This is a genomic window from Solitalea canadensis DSM 3403, from assembly GCF_000242635.2.
Taxonomy (GTDB): domain Bacteria; phylum Bacteroidota; class Bacteroidia; order Sphingobacteriales; family Sphingobacteriaceae; genus Solitalea; species Solitalea canadensis.
In genome coordinates this window covers 591,111-610,929 of record NC_017770.1, presented here as the reverse complement: position 1 = coordinate 610,929, position 19,819 = coordinate 591,111, and the positions used below count along the sequence as shown (strand labels likewise).

Below are 19,819 nucleotides of genomic sequence, written 5' to 3'. Positions count from 1 at the left end.
ATGGTAGTAAATCTGTTTCAAAATTTCAATAAAGCCTTTGAAAGCAAAGTTAGATTAGGCATTATGTCGATCCTGATGGTTAACGACAATGTCGATTTCTCTACTTTGAAAGATTTACTACAAGTAACCGATGGTAATTTAGCCAGCCATTCTAAAGCACTTGAAGAGTTGAACTATATCAAAATCAGTAAACAATTTATTGGAAAAAAACCTAACACAACATATGAAGCAACTGAGATTGGAAAAAAGGCTTTTGCAGATCACTTAAACAGCCTTGAGTTATTGCTAAAATCAAACAAATAATTTTTTTATCTATATACTTTGAATTTCAAAGTACTTTCACTTAATATAAATGAAACTAAAACATTTAACTACCATGAACCGGATAGGATTGCTTTTAATAGCACTTTCTTTCCTATTGTTTGCTTTAAGAAATCCGGCCCACTCTGCGAACAACTTTACGTTTTTCTGGCTTCATTACTTACCTGCTATTTCCTTTTTATTTTTTAGTTTGATAATTAGAGAAGGTAAATCATTTATACAAAACCTTGTAAGTCCGAATGTAATTTATTCTTTTTTACTCTTTAACATAAGTGCTTTTGCTTTAAACAAAGAAATTACGGTGTTTGATGATAGCGTAAATTGGCTATGCCTTCTACTAATGGTTTCATCAATTAGTCTGTTACTCTTTGCCACCTTTGAGTTTGAAAGCGGCTTCCTTGTCTCATTACTTTGTTTCTTTCTCGGAATAGCCACTTTCCTGTATGCCTATTTTGCTTTATTATTAGCAAGTACCTACCCTATCGCAATTTTAGGAGCCATCGTTCTAGGACTGTCTTTGCATTTATTGGTGCCGCTCCTTTTGCTCTGTGTAACAATTGCTTCATTCAGTACACTACAGCGGAAACATACCGGTTTATGGCCATCATACAGTATTGGATTGCTCATTCCTTTAATTACTGCCATTGTTTGGGTATTCGTGTGGCAAAACAGGATTGAAAAAATTAAAACCACCACTTCCCTATCTCTATTAAATTCTGAAAGTTCGCTCCCTAATTGGGTAACTGTAAGTCAGCAACTTGCTCCTGATCTCCTGACGGTTAAAATCTTGAAATCAGGTTTGCTTTATCGTACCTTCCAGGATAATATTGGATTCTTTGAAATGCCTTCGGGACTTACCAATGAACCAAAAAAACATGATCCGTTGATTGTATTATCGTCATTGGGCACTCCTTCTGAGATGCTTGACCGGAGCTCGTCTATCAACATGCTTAAGGTACTTTCCAGAAACCGTCACCAGACTCAGGAACAACTATGGAGTGGCGATCATTTAAGTGTTAGCCGAATCAATAGTAATGTTAAAATTTACCCAGAGCTTCAATTAGCCTATACAGAGAAAACAATCAGTATCCACAACAATGATCAACGTGGATGGAATCAGAATCAGGAAGCTTTATTCACTTTTCACCTACCTGAAGGAAGTGTTATTACCAGCCTCTCATTATGGGTCAATGGAAAAGAAGAAAAAGGGCTTATCACTACCCGCTCAAATGCCGAAAAGGCTTATGAAACCATTGTAGGAGTTGAAGTTAGAGATCCTTCTGTAGTAAAATGGCAAGAAGGAAATACGGTAACTGTACGGGTTTTTCCTTGTACAAATGAAGAGGACCGTATTGTGAAGATTGGTATTACATCACCTTTACCAGTAGCTGATAATATTGTTAGCTATGAAAATATATGGTTTGAAGGCCCGGAAAACAGTAATGCCAAAGAAATTGTCAAGGTTCAGTTTATGCGTACGCCTGAGGACTTAAAACTTCCATCGGGTTTTAATCAGGAAGTTACCAATACTTATTTATCAAACAGGGATTATCAACCGGATTGGATGTTAAGTTTTAAGAAGCAGCCACTTTTACCGCATTCTTTTTCTTTTAATGGCTATTCGTACCATTTTGCCCCTTTAAAACCTGAGATACAACATTTCGACCCAAAATCAATTTACCTTGATGTTAATTCATCCTGGTCGCAACAAGATTTTACTGCAGCACTAAAGATATTTTGGAACAAGGATGTCTATATCTATGATAATAAGTTTGTGAAAGTGACAACACAAAACAGAAATGCGCTATTTGAAAAATTATCTTCCCTAACATTTTCGTTGTTCCCTATTCACCAAGTTACCGACCTCACATCTGCCCTACTCGTCACCAGTTCAACCCTTTACAGTCCTACGTTGGATGAGTTAAAAGACTCTGAATTCTATAATAAACTGAAAACATATTGCTCAAATAATCCAACTCCATTAAAAGTCATTCAGATTGGCGATAATGAGAGCATATACCTTAAATCGTTAAAAGAGCTTCGGGTAATTCAATCCATTAAACAAGATTGGGAAACTTTATCCACTTTAATAAACAAAGAGCAGTTCATTGCCTATCCTGAAAATGAAAATAGTGTAGTTATCAGCAGTGCAGGATTACGAATTGAGCGAACTACAGACACTTCATTAACGAACAATGCTCCAGACCATTTATTACGGCTTTTTGCTTATAACCATCTTTTATTTAAGATCGGAAATAAAGGCATGGCGACTAATTCGGTAGCAACCAACTTAATTTCAGAGGCCGGAATTACCAACATTGTTAGTCCGGTATCAAGCTTAGTCGTATTGGAAAGACAAAGTGACTACGACCAATTCAACATAAAGAAATATGACAACAGCTTGGGAAATGCCGCTATGAATTCTTCAGGAGCCGTGCCAGAACCACATGAATGGATGCTAATAATACTGATAGCAGGAGTATTCATTTACATCTTTTATCCAAAATTGAAAGGCTTCCTATTCTTAAACATTCATAAGCAATAATCATAATGATAGCAACTAATAAAATGACCATTCCTGATGAAATGTATAAAAGATTGTTCTTTTATAGCAGGATTGTGCTATTGATTGTAGCATCCTTTCCGGTTTTAAAATCATATTTCAATACAGGACCGCTATTTATTGGTGGCATTTTGATAATGCTTTATTCATTACAACCAACTGAAGTAGCGAGTAAACGCAATTGGTGGTTGCTACCGTTAACTGTTTGTTTCTACTTAAGCACCCAAGGTGTTAAAACATTCTATTTTATCAGTTGTGTTTTAGCACTAGGATGGCTCATTGAGAATTACTATGGAAAAATTAACCTTCTACCGTTTGTTGCATTAACGGTTGTATCACCCATAGGAGATTATATTTTTAACACCCTAACCTTTCCATTCCGCCTGCAATTAACCCAGTTGGTAACCATTTGCTTAAATACAGTTGGTTATCCAATACAAGCAGGTGGCAATTTAATAACAGTTAAAGGTGCTACTTTCAATATTGATGAGGCTTGCTCGGGTCTAAAAATGCTCGAAACATCGATGTTATTAGTGATTTTAATACTGGCTCATGTTTGTAAAAAACACCATTACAAGCTTAGTTTCCTCCAACTACTAAAATGGATTGCCTTAACCCTGCTACTCGGTTTGGTGGCTAATTTTTTCAGGATCATTTTCCTTGTACTATTTCATATTGGCCCCGAACACCCTTTCCATTATACAGCAGGCATAATCTGTTTACTATGCTATTGCGTATTGCCCCTTATACTATTAATCAATAAATACTGTAAAGGAAAACAAGTAAATCCAGTAACACCATTTGCCAGTCATCATTCAACTAGTTTCCATGTTTTTTCATTGATACTAGTTTGCATCGTTGCATTTGCAGGATATTTTGTGAGAACAAAAACGTATCTGGTAAATCCGACTGTTTCTGTTTCCGGTTTCAAATCAGAAAACTTAACACATGGCATTGTGAAATTAAGTAACGATCAATCCTTAATCTATTTAAAGCCGTTACGAAATTTTTATAGCACAGACCACAATCCGTCCATTTGCTGGAAAGGAAGTGGGTATAAAATGGATTTTTTTACGGTGAAAACTATCGATGACAAAAAAATCTATTTCGGCGAGCTAACGAATAAAAAGGACAAACTGTATACCGCCTGGTGGTACCAAAGCAACGTTCACTTTACAATAGATCAACTGGAATGGAGAAAGAGATGCCTGATCAACGATGAAAGTTTTTGGCTGGTGAATATAAGTGCTGCATCTCCCATGGAGCTCAACAATCAGATTAAACAATTCATTGAAAATAAAACCAATACGTCTTTTATGATCTCGCAAGAAAACAAAAAGACACCTTCAACTCATTTAAACAACCTTAATTAACACTAAAAGTTATCAATATTTTTTGTCAACAAACTTTGAATTTCGAAGCACATTAAACTTAAAAACAATGGAAACTCACTTATCAGACTTCAAACAACCGAACTTTTGGGAACGCAATGCGATCGTGTTAAAACTTATCACCATCGGTATTCTATCATTGCTTCTATTGATTCCATCTGCAATGATTCAAAATCTAGTAATAGAGCGTTCTGAAACCCGTGACAATGCAGTAAAAGACATTTACAGTAAATGGGGTGAGCAACAAACCATCTCTGGACCGATTTTGAATGTACCCTATCGAGTTTTCATTAAAAACAAGGAGGGTAAAGTTGAAGAATCGATTGATTACCTGCATTTTTTGCCTGAGCAATTAAAGATTAATGGAACACTCAATCCATCTGTTAAGTATCGGGGGATTTATGAAGCCATTCTTTACAATGGAAAATTAGCATGTACCGGCAGTTTTATTGCTCCGGACCTAAATGGATTAAAAGTTAATCCTGAAAGTGTTATGTGGAACGATGCATTTTTTACAATTGGAGTTACAGACCTGAGAGGTATCAAGGAGGTTATTAAATTTGAAGTCAACGGAAAACAGCTTATTGTTAACCCTGGAATAAGCATAGGTGGAGTTTTCGATTCGGGGTTGAGCATTCCGGTTCAATCAGTTGATGCCAGTTTTTATCAGCGGCCCATTACCTTCAATTTTAACCTGGATATTAATGGAAGTAGTCGTTTAAATTTTTGGCCATTGGGTAAAGAAACTATTGTTAATCTCTCATCTCCGTGGACAACTCCTAGTTTCTCAGGTGCGTTTTTACCTGAGCCCCGCGAAGTAAATGAAAAAGGGTTTAAAGCAACTTGGAAAGTATTAGAGCTGAACAGAAACTTCCCTCAAAAATGGACAGGAGATCAATACTCATTTCAGTCGGCTAATGAAAATCAGCTTGCTTACGATGGTAATAAAGCTGAAGTTGCCACCTCTGCTCAAAAGTCAAGTTTTGAATTTGGTGTGGATTTATTAATGCCAGTCGATTTTTATCAAAAAGTTTACCGATCGGCTAAATACGCTTTAATGTTTATTGCACTCACATTTACCGCCTTTTTCTTCATAGAGCTTGTTAATAAAAAACGGATACATCCTATACAATACATTTTAGTGGGTATTTCCCTTGTTATTTTTTATACGTTATTATTATCAATTACAGAGCACATGTTCTTTGGATGGGCTTATTTAATTGCATCAGGAGCTACAATTATATTGATCACACTCTTTACCGCTAGTGTTTTACAAAGCAAAGGATTGGCAGTGCTGATGGGCTCATTGCTATCAGCATTGTATTTATTCTTGTTTATTTTATTGCAAATGGAAGATTATGCATTACTGATAGGTAGTGTCGGACTCTTTGTAATATTAGGAATCGTGATGTATGTTTCACGTAAAGTCGACTGGTATGATTTCCGGAGGAAAGAATTGAAGTAAAAAATATATTCATGCAAAGTCGCAAAGGCGCTAAGATTTAACGATTCTTTGCGACTTTGCGTGATTTTATTAAACTTCTTTCTTATCCTTTTCCTCTTCAGGAACAGGAGCTCTGTCATAAACGATAAACCCCATTTCAACACCCTTTTGAACAATAAAGTTGAGGGCTTCTTCCCTATCGTTTTTTATATCTCCTTCAAGGATTGCTTCTCGAACCAGGTTCTTTAAAATACCCACTTCTTTACCCGCTGGGAGCTGAAACATCACCATAATGTCGTTTCCACTAACAGGAGGCTGCCAGTTTCTGATCTGATCCCGCTCTTCTACGTCTTTTAACTTTTGCTGAACAAGCTCAAAATTCTTTTTGTACTTCTTGATCTTGTACTCATTTTTAGTGGTTACATCCGCATGGCAAAGTTTCATTAATGCATCAATGTCTTCACCAGCATCAAAAAGCAAGCGACGAACAGCAGAATCTGTTACGATTTCCTGAGCCAATACAATTGGTCGAAGATGCAGCAGTACCATTTTCTCTACAAACTTCATTTTTTCATTTAACGGAAGCTTCAATTGGCGAAAGATCTTAGATACCATACGGGCCCCTTTATCTTCATGCCCATGAAAAGTCCAGCCATGATTTGGCTCAAAACGTTTAGTCGCAGGTTTGGCAATATCATGCAGTATTGCTGCCCAGCGCAACCATAGATCGTCGGTGAGCTTACAAATATTATCTAATACCTCTAAGGTGTGATAAAAATTATCTTTGTGAGAACGGCCATTTATTGTTTCAACCCCATACAATGCCACCATTTGAGGAAATACCAATTCCAACAAACCCGTATCAAACAATAGATTAAACCCGATCGACGGCTTTTTAGAAAGAATGATCTTATTTAATTCATCGGAAATTCGCTCTGCCGAAACGATCGTTATTCTTTCTTTATTCTTCGTAATGGCCTTCAGCGATTTCTCTTCAATCGTAAAATGTAGCTGCGTTGCAAAACGAATTGCCCGCATCATACGCAATGGATCATCCGAATAAGTAATATCCGGATCGAGCGGAGTACGAATGGTTTTATATTCCAGGTCGATAAGTCCGTTGAAAGGGTCGACCAATTCGCCGAACGTGCTGCCGTCATTTAAACGGATCGCCATGGCATTTATCGTAAAATCCCGACGATTCTGGTCATCCTGCAATGTCCCTTCTTCAACAATAGGTTTACGGGAATGCGCCCTATACGATTCTTTTCGAGCGCCAACAAACTCTACTTCCAGGTCTTCAAGCTTTAGCATAGCGGTTCCGAAATTTTTGAACACCGCCAGTCTTTTCTCCAATCCAACTTCTTTAGCAACAGACTTGGCAAATTCAACGCCATTACCTATTACCAGAATATCCACATCTTTTGACGGCCTCTTCAGAAAAATGTCGCGTACAAAACCTCCTATCACATAAGCTTCAACATTAGCTTTTGCGGCTTGTTCCGATATGGTTTTAAATATAGGATGATTGAGATGTTTTCTCATTTAGTCCTCCAACTTCCATTCAGGAAGTAATTATTTCAAAATTAGTATTGTACAAAAGTACTTAGAATCGCACTGTCACTCTATGAGTTTAACACGATTACTTTCTCAATATTTTAATTAAGCCTCCACTGCCTAATTTTATGATTGACGAAGCTGCATGTGATTTTTTGCTCCTTTCAAAATCCACCACATAATCAACACCTGATTTAATTTCATCAGAAACTTCGTCAAAACTCATTGCTGAGGGCTCTCCGCTAATATTTGCTGAGGTTGACACAATTGGCTTGCGGAATTTTCTTATCAATTGCTCACAAAAAGGGTGCTTAACAATACGAATTCCCACGCTTCCATCTTCATTTAAGACATTTGGAGCAAGATTTTTACCACCGTCAAAAACAATGGTTAATGGCTTATCCGAAACCTCTATGAGTTCATAAGCAACTTCAGGAACGTCTTTAACATACTTGAAAAGATCATTGATATTGTCCAGCAAAACGATGAAACTCTTTCCTGATCGTTTTTTCAACTGAATGATTTTTTCAACTGCGTCAGGATTTGTTGCATCGCATCCCAATCCCCATATAGTATCGGTAGGGTACAATAGTGTTCCACCTGCTTTAATTACTTCCAGTGATTTTTCTATTTCTTTTTGCATTGACTATTGATCACTATTTTTTATTAGTTGAGCCTTATGTAAATCTTTGGGCCGTCCAAACAACTTAAACACACGATATTGTTCTAAAAGTGTTGGAATTCGGAGCGATAACCCAGCAATATTGACGGTTAAATATTCGTTAATTCTTAAATTATGCCATCCATTCTGAGTATTTACCGCTAAATCACCCATTACCTCCAAATCAAATGTGTTAAATCGAAAACGTCCGAAGTTTGATTTGAACAGCTGACCATCGGCCGGAATATATCCTTGGGACAATTTATCGTTCCAAATCTTTTTAAGTTTATCTGCATCTCGTTCGGATGTTAACAGATCAATATCGTTTACTTTATCAATTTCAATTCTCTCCATCACTAAGGCCCCGCTTCCGATTAAGTAAAAATCATCTTCCAAAAGTTGTAATGACTCCGATATTGATTCAAGAAAACCTATTATTGCTGTTCGTTTATCCATGAATGTGCTACATCGCAAAGCTACACATAAATCACTTTATGAGTTTTACTTCGACAGATTAATTAACCACTTCCACCAAAGCCATCATCTTAATTTTTTTATAATTATTTTCTGATGGAATGAAGTAGTTAACCTCAACAAATTTGATCTTCAGTATTTTACCAATATGTTTTGATGGATCCGGCAATAATTTCTCAGCTCCGCAATTCTGGAACCAGTAAAATGTTTCCTGTAAACCTTTATCATCCGTACAAATGAATTTGTAAAAATCGCCTTTTACTACTTTAGTCAGTTTACCTTTAAAATTAGCGTTACTGCTCGTCATATCTATTGGAGGAGGACTTGCGCTGTTTTGATTTTCTGCCATCTTAACAGCATAGTTTACCGCAATAGGGCAATTAGCAAAAAGTCTTTTTGCCACATCTTCACCTAGTTTAGTTCCCGCTTCACTTGAATTAGGTCCCATCAGGTCATAGTATTGCATAAGCTCGCCTAAATGGGGTGTACAGGCATTCATCATCATAGTTTCGAACATGATGGATAACGAATCTGGTGAAACCTTATTAATATCAACTTTCTTAATATCGTTGCACATCTTCGCTGTAATAGAATCAAGAACTTTTTCTTTTTGTGCGAAACCCTGAGATGTAGATACAAGAAGAATGAGTAGGAGTAACTTAATAACTTTATTCATAGCCTTAAAATAAAAAAATCCACAAGGTAAATTAATACCTTATGGATTATCTTGTTAACTTATTTTCAATTAAACAGCAACGTTAAAATCACGTAATGCATTATTTAACGATGTTTTTAAGTCGGTACTTTCTTTACGTTTACCAATAATTAACGCACAAGGAACCTGGTATTTGCCTGCCGGAAACTCTTTTGTATAACTACCCGGAATCACTACTGAACGAGAAGGAACCACTCCTTTGTATTCTTTAGGCTCTAAACCGGTTACATCAATAATCTTAGTAGACGCAGTTAATACAACGTTTGCACCTAAAACTGCTTCTTTCTCTACACGAACACCTTCTACAACGATAGCACGTGAACCAATAAAACAGCCATCTTCGATGATTACCGGAGCAGCCTGAACTGGCTCTAACACACCACCCAAACCAACACCACCGCTTAAGTGAACATTTTTACCAACTTGCGCACATGATCCTACAGTTGCCCATGTATCAACCATCGTACCTTCATCAACAAAAGCTCCAATGTTTACATAGGATGGCATCAAGATCACACCTTTGGCTAAATAAGATCCATAACGAGCTAAACCATGAGGAACTACACGCACACCAGTCTCTTTAAAATCAGTTTTTAATTTGATTTTATCATGGAATACAAACGGACCTGCTTTGATCTCTTCCATTTCACGAGTTGGGAAATACATAATAACGGCTTTCTTTACCCACTCGTTTACATGCCAACCACCCATTACAGGTTCTGCTACACGTAGCTTACCTTTATCTAATAATTCAATAACTTCTTCAATAGCTAAAATAATGTCGCTGTAATTTAGCAGAGAACGATCTTCCCATGCTTTTTCAACTTTGTCTTTTAGTGCGCTTAAAGGCATTTTTATCGTTTTTAAATGTTTGAATTTGAGTATGAATTTACTTACAAATTTACAGACCTGATAATTTCAAATCTGAAAAACATAGGTAAAATCAATATTTAGGTTAATACATTGCAAATAACGCAATTTTTAGAGACAAACCGAATATCAACCTAAAGTGTTTGGATAAAAAGATTGATTACTGTCGTTGAAAGCGACTTAACTATTTAGTAATACGTTATTTTTGTACCATGAGTGAAAATGAAAAATTAAGGATCGATAAATATTTATGGGCTATCCGGATTTTTAAAACCAGAAGTTTAGCAACCGAAGCTTGTAAAGGTGGAAAAGTAAAACTAGATGGTAATAACCTAAAACCAGCGCATGTAGTTAAAGTTGGAGATACTTACCATATTCAGAAAGGAATTGATAAAAAAATAGTTAAGGTTACCGGTTTGCTTGAAAATCGGGTTGACGCAAAAACAGCGGTGCTATACTATGAAGATTTGAGTCCGGTAAACACCGAACCAAGACATATGTCGGTATTTACGTCTCCGGTATTTACAAGAGCCCGAGGAACCGGTCGCCCTACCAAACGCGAACGCCGCGACCTGGATAACTTAAGAGGTAGTGGAGATTAATAAAAAAATTACGGATTGCGAGTTACGGGCTACGGATTAAACTCGTAACTCTCAACTCGTAATTATTTCTTAGCTGCTTTATATTCCTCGTTTAAGCCTTTTACTACATCATTAGTAACATCTAGACTTTCATCTGCATATAAAATTGCACTATTACCTTTTGAGTAGGAAATCACCATTTTGTAGCCGTGCTCATTTGCATATTTTTTCAAATATTCAGTGATCTTAGCATACAATTTTTCAGTTTCCTCCTGCTCGTCTTTAGCTGCCTGACCTGCTAAGCTTTGTTGTAACTGACCTAAATCTTGTTGTTTTTTCTGTAAATTTAAGCTCAATTGTTGTTGCTGCTCCTGAGACATACCTTGTGCGGCGCGTTGAGCATTGGCAACTTCTTGCTGAAACGCCTTTCCTTTACTTTCAAACTGTTGCTGACGAACAGTATTTTTATCATCTAGTTTCTTTTTTATATCAGTAAAGTACTCATAGTGTTTTTGTAATGAATCAGAATTTACATATACGATCACTTCTGATTTTGCTACATCAACTTTAGTTCCGGTTGAGTCTTTTTTAGCTGCAGTGTTAGAACCTTGGTTATTATTACAAGCAGCCATAATTCCTAATAATGCAATTCCACTAACAGGCAAAAGGGCAAAAGATTTTTTCAAATTCATATTATTCAGTTTGCGGCAAATATAATTATTCAAACGATTTTCAAAATCTTATTTTGTAAGACTTTTTAAGTGATTTAAACTTTATCAGTTACTGTAATGACATTCCCTTCTACAGAAATATAGTACAGTTTTAACGTTCTGGTGTTGCCAGAACTATTAACTGGTCCGTTAATTACTGTTCCATCAAGATTATAACGGCTGCTATGCAAGCTACACTCAAGATTGGCCTTATTAACATTATAAAAAATTGAGCCTTGTTCATGTGGACAAACAGCTTCCAATGCAACAAATGAACTTGCCACAAGTGCACTTGCTGTCCGTACAACTATTATATCCTGCTTAGTTTTCGAGCTTCCAACAGTTGGTAAATCAATAGTGATATTTAGTGTAAAATTTACCGGTTTAGGATCTTGATTACCGTCATCCGGATTAGTATTGCCATCGCTCTTTCCACAAGCTTGCAATAAATTGCCCGTACAAACAAGAGCAGCACCAATACCTAATTTGGCTAAAAACTCATTTCTTCTCATTTTTTGGTTTGGTTGGTTGATTTGTTAAAGGTTCTAATCTATATAAAGTTTTGCAGAATTATCGGTACAACAAAGTAAAATTCAATCCTCATACCAACAAATAATTTAGTAAAATATTGAAAAACAACTACTTAATATTAAGCTTTCCGATATTTGGATCAACAAGTAAGAATAAAGGGAGACCAGATAGATTTTTAACTATTGCTTTGTTAAAATTTATGGATGTACAGACGATGAGGGAGGGTTCAAACGTTAAGCTAAAAATTGTGTATAACTATCTATCATTGGGTTTTAATTATCCACAATAAATTACTAATATCGAGCATTTAATCGCCTTTTTCATTTCAGTAAGAGGCCAAAAAATCGTATCTTTGAACTTTTGTAACTATAGGATAATATGAGCGAAACAGCGGAGACAAAGGCTGCGAATTATTCAGCGGATAATATTCAGGTTCTTGAAGGATTAGAAGCAGTAAGAAAACGCCCGGCCATGTATATTGGCGATGTTGGCGTTAAGGGTTTACATCACTTGGTTTACGAGGTTGTAGATAACTCTATTGATGAAGCTTTAGCCGGATTCTGTAATGACATTTACGTTACTATTCACAAAGACAATTCAATTTCAGTTAAAGATAACGGACGGGGTATTCCAACAGGAATGCACACTAAAGAGAAAAAATCTGCTTTAGAGGTTGTAATGACTGTTCTTCACGCCGGAGGTAAATTTGACAAAGACACTTATAAAGTATCGGGTGGTTTGCACGGTGTGGGTGTTTCCTGCGTAAATGCATTATCAACCCACTTAAAAGCCGAGGTACACCGTGAAGGTAAGGTTTGGGTACAAGAGTACGAACGAGGGAAACCACAATATGATGTTAAAACAGTTGGTGAAACAAACATCACCGGAACTATTGTAACATTTACCCCTGACACAGAAATTTTCACCCTCACTACTATTTATAACTACGATACATTAGCAGCTCGCTTACGTGAATTAGCCTATTTGAACAAGGGTATTCGCTTAACGTTAACAGATGAGCGTGAAACTAATGATGATGGTTCATATGTAGTTAACTCTTATTTTTCTGAAGGAGGATTAAAAGAGTTCATTACATACCTTGATGGTAATCGTGAACCTTTAATTCCGGAACCAATCTATATCGACGGTAACAAAAGCGGTATTCCGGTTGAATTGGCCTTACAATACAATAGCACTTATTCAGAAAATGTGCATTCGTATGTAAATAATATCAATACTATTGAAGGAGGTACCCACGTTGCCGGATTCCGCAGAGGTTTAACACGTACGTTAAAGAGTTACGCCGAAAAAAGTGGTTTATTAAAGAACTTAAAAGTAGAAATTACCGGCGATGACTTCCGCGAGGGTTTAACGGCAGTAGTTTCTGTTAAAGTAGCTGAACCGCAGTTCGAAGGCCAAACTAAAACTAAACTTGGAAACAATGAAGTTATAGGTGCAGTAGACCAGGCGGTAGGTGAAATTTTAGGGGTTTACCTTGAAGAGCATCCTAAGGAAGCGCGTTTGATCGTTCAAAAGGTTGTTCTTGCGGCAACTGCACGAGCTGCAGCCCGTAAGGCACGTGAAATGGTGCAACGCAAGAGTGTTATGTCAGGTTCAGGATTACCTGGTAAATTATCTGACTGCTCTAACAATGATCCGGAAGCTTGTGAATTATACCTTGTGGAGGGTGACTCTGCGGGTGGAACAGCAAAGCAAGGTCGCGATCGGAACTTCCAGGCTATTCTTCCGTTGAAAGGTAAAATCTTGAACGTGGAGAAAGCAATGGAGCATAAGATCTACGAAAATGAGGAGATCAAGAATATTTTCACCGCTATGGGTGTTAGTATCGGCACGCCAGAAGATGATAAAGCATTGAATCTTGAAAAACTTCGTTACCACAAGATCATTATCATGACGGATGCCGACGTTGATGGTTCACACATCACCACGCTGATTCTTACCTTCTTCTTCCGCTATATGAAAGCCTTAGTAGAACAAGGTTATATCTATATTGCAACTCCTCCCCTTTACCTTGTTAAAAAAGGAAAAGACTTTGAATATGCATGGACGGAAGAGCAACGTTTAGCCGCTATTGAACGAGTGAAGGGTAATGGTAAAGAAGATAGCGTAAACATTCAGCGTTACAAAGGTTTGGGAGAGATGAACGCAGAACAGCTTTGGGAAACTACAATGAACCCTGATACACGTACACTTCGCCAGGTAACCATTGAAAATGCGGCAGAATGTGATCATACGTTTTCTGTGTTAATGGGCGATGAAGTAGCACCACGCCGTGATTTCATTGAGAAACATGCAAAATACGCTAAAATTGATGCATAATCTTTGTTAACTTTTTTTTAGAAAATAGAGTAGAAAGGCTGCCAAATGGTAGCCTTTTGTTTTTAACTAAATATTTGATATATAATATTTTAAGTATTAAAAATTATATATTTGTATACAATTCTTCGGTACCAGACCAATCATTTCTTCCTGCTGACCAAAACAAACCTTCGAAGAATCATTCAACCGTTTTTCTCAAACTAAATTGAATTATTATGAAGAATCCAGACTTATTATTTGTAAAAAGTATTGGATACTTTTTACTCCTCGGATTTTTAATTACATCGTGCCAGAAGGACACCCAATTATTAGAGAAAGCCACCACAACCGCTGAAAAAATTAAGGTTTACGATGACATCCCCCTTTGTCCTAATTTTGAAGTACCTGCTCACATGGACCGACAAGAAACAGGAACTGCTTGCGTTCATCTTTTTGATGATATGACACTTTATTTTGAACTTGAGGTAAAGAATTTATTAGCCGGAGATCAATTGACAGTCGCACACATTCATGATGCAGATCCGCTCAACGCGGGTCCGATTGTGGTTGGCTTGGTAGATGGATCATCTATAGCTTTTAGTGGCAACAAAGCTTCAGGAACCATTGCCTTGACAGTTGATCAGTATAATCGAATATTAGATGGAAATAACCTGTACGTTAACATTCACTCTACACAACATCCTGCGGGCTTATTAAGAAACCAATTAGATCATCCTTTAAAATTTGGAGCTGATGTAGATTTATCACCCGACAATCAGGTTCCCCCGGTTGTGAGTGGGGCTTCAGGACATGCAGTCGTTCGTATTTCAATAGACAAAATACTATTCTCACATATAACAGTGGATAATCTGGATGCTGGAGATGCACTGGTTATCGCTCATATTCACAGTGGTGCTCCTGATGAAAATGGACCAGTAATTATAAACCTTGCAGACAATGCTAGTCAATTTGGTTCAGACCAATCACGTTCCATTTCTGATGAACAATTTGATCTGTTATTCAATAATCCATTATATGTAAATGCACATAGTACAACATTCCCTTCTGGCGTTGTACGTGGACATTTAAAAGATTAATTAAGTAGATAAAAGATTGAAAGGTCGTAACAAAATGACCTTTCGATCTTTTTTATGACTTCAAAATCAATATTTTCTTTTCGTAATCAATTAAGGCCTTATACCTTACCAAAATATCACTTCCAATCACTCCTATCACTTTTTCTAATCCCAACTTTTCATAAGCAATATTTATATGTGAAAGGTCTAATACAGCAGTGTCATATTCCAATATTTCCAATTCGCCCAGCTTTAAATCAACGGTTGCTCTATAACATTGCATCGAGTTGGTTCCTAATCCGGTTGAAAGTTTTTCGTCGAGGTGAAACACCTGTTCTCCTGCAATGGATTGTAAAAGGTCATGATCCAAAGCTGTCTTAGAAGCTCCGGTATCAAGAATCGCTTTCAGCTTAACTCCATTAATTACTACCTCAATTTTGGGATGATATCCATCTCCATCTAGACTGAATATATCTAGTGGCAATGTTACTTCCTTCGGACCGGGCTTAAATATTGTGAGATTGAAAAACATAGCACAAAAATGAACTTAAATTTTGACAATACTGATAAGTATAATCAATTGGTGATAAACTATAAGAATAATAATTGAACCAAATTTGTTTTGAACCCAACAAAAAAGAGGCTGCCTTTTTGTAGACAGCCTCTTTCTTATTAAGTTAATTAGATTAAACTAATTTCATATCGCTTAATACGTTGTTCATTGCACGAACAGCGTCTGCACTTTTTGCGAAAGCAGCTTTCTCTTCATCATTTAATTTGTAGTCGATGATTTTTTCCCAACCGTTTCTTCCAACGATAACAGGAACACCCATACAAATATCAGATTGACCGTATTCACCTTCTAAGAAAACTGAAGAAGCGAAAACACGTTTCTCGTCACGAACAATAGCTTCAACCATTGCCGCACCTGCTGCACCTGGAGCATACCAAGCTGAAGTACCCAACAAACCTGTTAATGTAGCGCCGCCAACCATGGTATCAGCAGCTACTTTTTTCAATGTGTCAGCGTCTAAGAACTGAGAAACCGGAACACCGTTATAAGTTGCTAAACGAGTTAAAGGAATCATGGTAGTATCACCGTGACCACCAACTACTGTTCCATGAATTTCATTTGAAGAACAGCCAATAGCCTGACTTAAATAGTACTTAAAGCGAGATGAATCCAACGCACCACCCATACCGATAACGCGGTTTTTAGGCAAACCTAACGCTTTAAACGCAAGGTAAGTCATGGTATCCATTGGATTAGAAATAATTACAAAAATAGCATCAGGAGAATGTTTTAAAATATTCTCTGCAACGCCTTTTACGATACCTGCATTGATACCGATTAGCTCTTCACGAGTCATACCCGGTTTACGTGGTAAACCTGAAGTGATAACAACTACATCAGAACCTGCAGTTTTGGTATAGTCATTAGTTGAGCCGGTAATTTTAGTATCAAAACCTAATAACATGGCAGTTTGCATCATATCCATAGCTTTACCTTCGGCAAAACCTTCTTTGATATCTAGCAATACTACTTCTGAGGCAAGCTCTTTACGAGCGATGTTGTCTGCACAGGTTGCACCAACAGCACCTGCACCAACTACAGTTATTTTCATATTAAAAGTATTTATTGGGTTATTAAAGTGCCACGAATATAGGACTTTCGGCATGAAGTTTTCATGATTTTAAGCAACAATTACAGAGAAATAACACTATTTTCATGATACAAACCTTAGGGTTTTGTGAGAGAAGTGAATCAATGCACATTATTCTTTTGATTAACTATGATTATTCTCAGCATAGCGTGCCAAAGCAGTTCAATGGATGGAACGGTTCAATCTGTAAACCTGGAAAAATTTTCCGGTAAATGGTATTCCCTTTCCTCAATCCCAACTGGGTTCGATAATAACTGGCGTGAAACAACGCAAACCTATCGCATCAATTCAAAGGGTTATATTGATATTCTTACCACTTACCGAAGAATAAAGGATCGCATTCAGCAGTCTTCAACAGCAAAAGGTTTTATTGTTCGAGGAACTAACAATGCTGCATGGAAAATTCAGTTCGTATGGCCTTTCAAAAGTGACTATTGGATAATTGAATTGGCTGATGATTATTCTTATGCGGTAGTTGGTCACCCTAAAAAGAAATGGCTATTTATCTTATCAAGAAGGCCTTTCCTGGAGCCAAAGCTTTTTCAGGATATTATCAGAAGGTGTAAGGATAAAGGTTATAATACGGATCGATTGGTTTCTCAAGATCATGAACCGGAAAATTCGCAACAGAGGATTGATCCAACGCTATAACACCTCATCCCCGGCCCTTCTCCTTAAGGAGAAGGGAGCCCTCGGAATACTTAATCGTTTGAATACATGAATGAACAATACGAATTAAACGTATTTGAAAGCACTGTCTCAAAGTCCCTCTCCTTGAGGAGAGGGATTTAGGGTGAGGTGTGAGGTGCTTGATTTTTTCACTCAAACGTTGTAAATAGCGATTGTTCTAATTGAACGTTACAGGCTATCTATTTTTATTATGAATGACTCTTTGCATTTTGATGCATATCCCTCTCTTTTTGAAAAAGCTCGATTATTACGTAAAAGATCTACTGCAGCTGAAGATTTACTTTGGAATTGTTTAAGAGATCGAAATTTAAATGGGATAAAATTTCGTCGTCAACATCCAATTCTTACTTATATCGTGGATTTTTATGCGCATTCTCATAAATTAATCATTGAGGTTGATGGCGGATATCACTTAACAAAAGAACAGCAAGAATATGATGAAGGAAGATCTTTTGAGCTGAGGGAATTGGGATTGACAATTGTTCGGTTTAGTAATGATGAGGTTATGTATGATTTAAATTATGTTTTGATGAGGATTTTGGGGGAAATAGCTTGATCACCTAATCCCCGGCCCTTCTCCTTAAGGAGAAGGGAGCGCTCGGAATGTTTTAATCGCTTGTTTAATTGACTGAAACAAAAGACTAATCAATATTGAAGCACTGATCAATTGAAAGCACTGTCTCAAAGTCCCTCTCCTTGAGGAGAGGGATTTAGGGTGAGGTTATACTCTTGCTTTTATGTACTTTTTCTTATACCAAAACACTAGTAGAACAATGCCAATTAACGCTACTGCTAAATTTCCTAAAGCTGCTATTACTGTTAATACATCTCGGGTTGTTTTTCCTATATCATCGACGAAATGAAACTTGTGCAGCATGGCAAAGCTCAATCCTTCGCGTAGGTTTGTGTCGTTAATTTTGGCAGCCAGTTCACCTGTTGAGGGTTCTACGTACCAGCGTTCATTATCATTAGCTTTATATTGAACCTTGTAAACTGGTAAACGTTTATTAATAAAACCGTATTCGCCTTTGAACTCTGTAATCGGCGTGACTGAAACTATATCTTCATTTTTGCTGAATTTTTCAGCCATGAAACGTGCATATTGCACATCACCATTGGCTAATTCTGTTAATGAATGGAGACTTAAATAATGAATAACCGGGGCATCCTTTTTCTTTTCAAGTCCAAATTTAGATGCGGCAACCAACATTTTCTCACAACACGCTTCCTTATTAAAGCCTTTATCAGCTGAGCAGCTTAAACGCAAATAAGTGGTGTCATTCATCTTTATGATGGAGATGTTTTTAACTTGGTAACGTTTCGCAACAGAATCCAAATCAAACTTCAGTTCAGTAACGTTAAAATCATTTTTAACAAAATAATTCTGACGAGTATCTGGCTCAATTTTCACTATAGCATGGTAGGCGCCACTAAATGTAAACATCAAGGTTGTTATCGAAACAACAATGGCAATTTGACGATGTAGTCTACGGTATTTTACCGAAGAATTCTGATTGCTCTTTGCCTTGTTAGATTTAGTAATAAAGGTGATATAAATACCTAGTATTGCAGTTACAAAAGCAATGGAAGCTATCAGGGTGAGTGTAAACAACCTGAAATTTCCCAGATGATCTAAAAACTCCCAACTATGAAAATTTCGAAAGAAAGAATGAAATATTGCCCGATTATTATCCATCGCCAAACCTAAGCGGTCGGTTGTTGCATCGACATATAACCTTATTCCATCCGCACGATCGAAAGAAACTTTGTAAACCGGGAGCAATCGGTTAATAGCTAAATATTCTTCATCAAAATCCTTTAGTAGCTCTACTGAAACAGCCTTAGAAGTTGAGTCCCCTAACAATTGCTGGGCAATCTTTTTTGCATACCTCTCTTCTGCATATTTGTTTAGAATTCCGGTTTCTGCATTAATATAAAGCAATTGATCATCATACTTCATAATTTGATAGTACAGACTATCTCCTATTTCAACCAATCGGAAATTTGATATAGTAGTTATATGATTGTTAAGTAATGCCGCATCCAAGGGAATTTTAGCTTTTGACAAATCAATATTCTCCGAAGCCAAAAACTGATTTTTCACCTTTGGTTTAAAGGATGTCATTACAGGATGCATAATTCCGCTGAGCGTCCACATAATTACCGGCAAGGCAATTAATACACTTAGGGAACGATGCCATTTATAGATATTTCTTTTAATCATGACAATGAGTTAAAGTATCTAACAAAAT

At 36.9% G+C, this 19,819-nt stretch carries 19 protein-coding genes; 9 read left to right on the top strand and 10 right to left on the bottom strand.

What is annotated here, in order from left to right:
- The 4 genes from SOLCA_RS02440 (at nucleotide 1) to creD (ending at nucleotide 5,740) form a co-directional block, all read left to right on the top strand.
- Nucleotides 1-303 (top strand): winged helix-turn-helix domain-containing protein, encoded by a 303-nt coding sequence (locus tag SOLCA_RS02440; protein WP_014678862.1) that lies wholly within the window; start codon nucleotides 1-3, stop codon nucleotides 301-303.
- Between the two features lie 49 nt (nucleotides 304-352).
- Nucleotides 353-2,866: an XrtN system VIT domain-containing protein gene (locus SOLCA_RS02435; protein ID WP_014678861.1), complete on the top strand. Its 2,514-nt coding sequence runs from the start codon at nucleotides 353-355 to the stop codon at nucleotides 2,864-2,866.
- A gap of 5 nt (nucleotides 2,867-2,871) precedes the next feature.
- On the top strand, nucleotides 2,872-4,257 hold the full coding sequence (gene xrtN, locus SOLCA_RS02430) for an exosortase N (protein WP_014678860.1): 1,386 nt from the start codon (nucleotides 2,872-2,874) through the stop codon (nucleotides 4,255-4,257).
- A gap of 67 nt (nucleotides 4,258-4,324) precedes the next feature.
- Nucleotides 4,325-5,740, top strand: coding sequence for a cell envelope integrity protein CreD (gene creD, locus SOLCA_RS02425; RefSeq protein WP_014678859.1), 1,416 nt, complete (start codon nucleotides 4,325-4,327; stop codon nucleotides 5,738-5,740).
- 69 nt (nucleotides 5,741-5,809) lie between these two features.
- Here creD and SOLCA_RS02420 read toward each other — a convergent pair whose 3' ends face one another.
- The 5 genes from SOLCA_RS02420 to SOLCA_RS02400 all read right to left on the bottom strand — a co-directional run bounded on the left by SOLCA_RS02420 (nucleotide 5,810) and on the right by SOLCA_RS02400 (nucleotide 9,978).
- Complete coding sequence (locus SOLCA_RS02420) at nucleotides 5,810-7,264, bottom strand: CCA tRNA nucleotidyltransferase (protein ID WP_014678858.1); 1,455 nt, start codon at nucleotides 7,262-7,264, stop codon at nucleotides 5,810-5,812.
- Nucleotides 7,265-7,361: 97 nt separating this feature from the next.
- A complete protein-coding gene (locus SOLCA_RS02415; protein WP_014678857.1) occupies nucleotides 7,362-7,919 on the bottom strand; it encodes an L-threonylcarbamoyladenylate synthase in 558 nt (185 codons plus the stop codon).
- 3 nt (nucleotides 7,920-7,922) lie between these two features.
- Complete coding sequence (locus tag SOLCA_RS02410; RefSeq protein ID WP_014678856.1) at nucleotides 7,923-8,393, bottom strand: nucleotidyltransferase family protein; 471 nt, start codon at nucleotides 8,391-8,393, stop codon at nucleotides 7,923-7,925.
- 58 nt (nucleotides 8,394-8,451) lie between these two features.
- Nucleotides 8,452-9,087: a hypothetical protein gene (locus tag SOLCA_RS02405; RefSeq protein WP_014678855.1), complete on the bottom strand. Its 636-nt coding sequence runs from the start codon at nucleotides 9,085-9,087 to the stop codon at nucleotides 8,452-8,454.
- Between the two features lie 69 nt (nucleotides 9,088-9,156).
- Nucleotides 9,157-9,978, bottom strand: a complete 822-nt coding sequence (locus tag SOLCA_RS02400) for a 2,3,4,5-tetrahydropyridine-2,6-dicarboxylate N-succinyltransferase (protein ID WP_014678854.1) — start codon at nucleotides 9,976-9,978, stop codon at nucleotides 9,157-9,159.
- A gap of 230 nt (nucleotides 9,979-10,208) precedes the next feature.
- On the opposite strand from SOLCA_RS02400, the gene SOLCA_RS02395 reads away from it, so the two are divergent.
- Nucleotides 10,209-10,598 carry an RNA-binding S4 domain-containing protein gene (locus SOLCA_RS02395; RefSeq protein ID WP_014678853.1) on the top strand — a complete coding sequence of 130 codons (390 nt, stop codon included), beginning with the start codon at nucleotides 10,209-10,211 and terminating at the stop codon, nucleotides 10,596-10,598.
- Between the two features lie 62 nt (nucleotides 10,599-10,660).
- Here the strand turns inward: SOLCA_RS02395 and SOLCA_RS02390 are convergent, their stop codons facing one another.
- Complete coding sequence (locus SOLCA_RS02390; RefSeq protein WP_014678852.1) at nucleotides 10,661-11,269, bottom strand: OmpH family outer membrane protein; 609 nt, start codon at nucleotides 11,267-11,269, stop codon at nucleotides 10,661-10,663.
- 74 nt (nucleotides 11,270-11,343) lie between these two features.
- Nucleotides 11,344-11,799, bottom strand: coding sequence for a QcrA and Rieske domain-containing protein (locus SOLCA_RS02385; protein ID WP_014678851.1), 456 nt, complete (start codon nucleotides 11,797-11,799; stop codon nucleotides 11,344-11,346).
- Nucleotides 11,800-12,196: 397 nt separating this feature from the next.
- Between SOLCA_RS02385 and gyrB the strand changes: the two genes are divergently transcribed.
- Together gyrB and SOLCA_RS02375 are read left to right on the top strand one after the other, a co-directional pair.
- Nucleotides 12,197-14,158, top strand: coding sequence for a DNA topoisomerase (ATP-hydrolyzing) subunit B (gene gyrB / locus SOLCA_RS02380; RefSeq protein ID WP_014678850.1), 1,962 nt, complete (start codon nucleotides 12,197-12,199; stop codon nucleotides 14,156-14,158).
- 215 nt (nucleotides 14,159-14,373) lie between these two features.
- Nucleotides 14,374-15,234 carry a CHRD domain-containing protein gene (locus tag SOLCA_RS02375; RefSeq protein ID WP_014678849.1) on the top strand — a complete coding sequence of 287 codons (861 nt, stop codon included), beginning with the start codon at nucleotides 14,374-14,376 and terminating at the stop codon, nucleotides 15,232-15,234.
- A 52-nt stretch (nucleotides 15,235-15,286) separates the two neighbouring features.
- Here the strand turns inward: SOLCA_RS02375 and SOLCA_RS02370 are convergent, their stop codons facing one another.
- Both SOLCA_RS02370 and mdh read right to left on the bottom strand, forming a co-directional pair.
- The gene (locus SOLCA_RS02370) at nucleotides 15,287-15,745 is read right to left on the bottom strand and encodes an aspartyl protease family protein (protein ID WP_014678848.1); all 459 of its coding nucleotides are present in this window, start codon (nucleotides 15,743-15,745) and stop codon (nucleotides 15,287-15,289) included.
- Nucleotides 15,746-15,899: 154 nt separating this feature from the next.
- Nucleotides 15,900-16,838 carry a malate dehydrogenase gene (mdh, locus tag SOLCA_RS02365; protein ID WP_014678847.1) on the bottom strand — a complete coding sequence of 313 codons (939 nt, stop codon included), beginning with the start codon at nucleotides 16,836-16,838 and terminating at the stop codon, nucleotides 15,900-15,902.
- Between the two features lie 168 nt (nucleotides 16,839-17,006).
- Here mdh and SOLCA_RS02360 point away from each other — a divergent pair, with 168 nt between their 5' ends.
- Nucleotides 17,007-17,528 carry a lipocalin family protein gene (locus tag SOLCA_RS02360; RefSeq protein ID WP_245536745.1) on the top strand — a complete coding sequence of 174 codons (522 nt, stop codon included), beginning with the start codon at nucleotides 17,007-17,009 and terminating at the stop codon, nucleotides 17,526-17,528.
- Nucleotides 17,529-17,757: 229 nt separating this feature from the next.
- The gene (locus tag SOLCA_RS02355) at nucleotides 17,758-18,123 is read left to right on the top strand and encodes an endonuclease domain-containing protein (RefSeq protein ID WP_014678845.1); all 366 of its coding nucleotides are present in this window, start codon (nucleotides 17,758-17,760) and stop codon (nucleotides 18,121-18,123) included.
- 165 nt (nucleotides 18,124-18,288) lie between these two features.
- On the opposite strand, the gene SOLCA_RS02350 is transcribed toward SOLCA_RS02355, so the two are convergent.
- Entirely contained in the window at nucleotides 18,289-19,791 is a 1,503-nt protein-coding gene (locus SOLCA_RS02350) for a PepSY-associated TM helix domain-containing protein (RefSeq protein ID WP_014678844.1), read from the bottom strand.
- Nucleotides 19,792-19,819: the final 28 nt, after the last annotated feature.